Source organism: Monashia sp. HAY1-5C (genome assembly GCF_056755255.1).
In genome coordinates this window covers 1-230 of sequence record NZ_JBPGXG010000886.1, presented here as the reverse complement: position 1 = coordinate 230, position 230 = coordinate 1, and the positions used below count along the sequence as shown (strand labels likewise).

The following is a 230-nucleotide window of genomic DNA, read 5'->3' as shown; positions in this document are numbered from 1 at the left end:
ACTCGCTGTCTTGAACCAAGATATACGGCACCTGCGGGACGCGATCTATTCCCAGATCGGCGGATGGGACGCACCCGCGTGATCTGCAAGAGTAGTCGATGGCCGGCTTAAGCGGTCGGAACGGTTCCGCCGTCGATGACGTGCTCGGTCCCGGTAATCGATGCTGCTCGATCCGATGCAAGGAATGCAATCAGATCGGCGACCTCTTCCGGTTTGGCCGGTCTTCCGAG

General features: G+C 59.6%; 1 protein-coding gene. It reads right to left on the bottom strand.

What is annotated here, in order from left to right:
• Positions 1–107: 107 nt before the first annotated feature.
• Positions 108–230: SDR family oxidoreductase (locus ACR9ZK_RS23845; RefSeq protein ID WP_481344374.1), on the bottom strand; the 123-nt coding region annotated here is incomplete at its 5' end.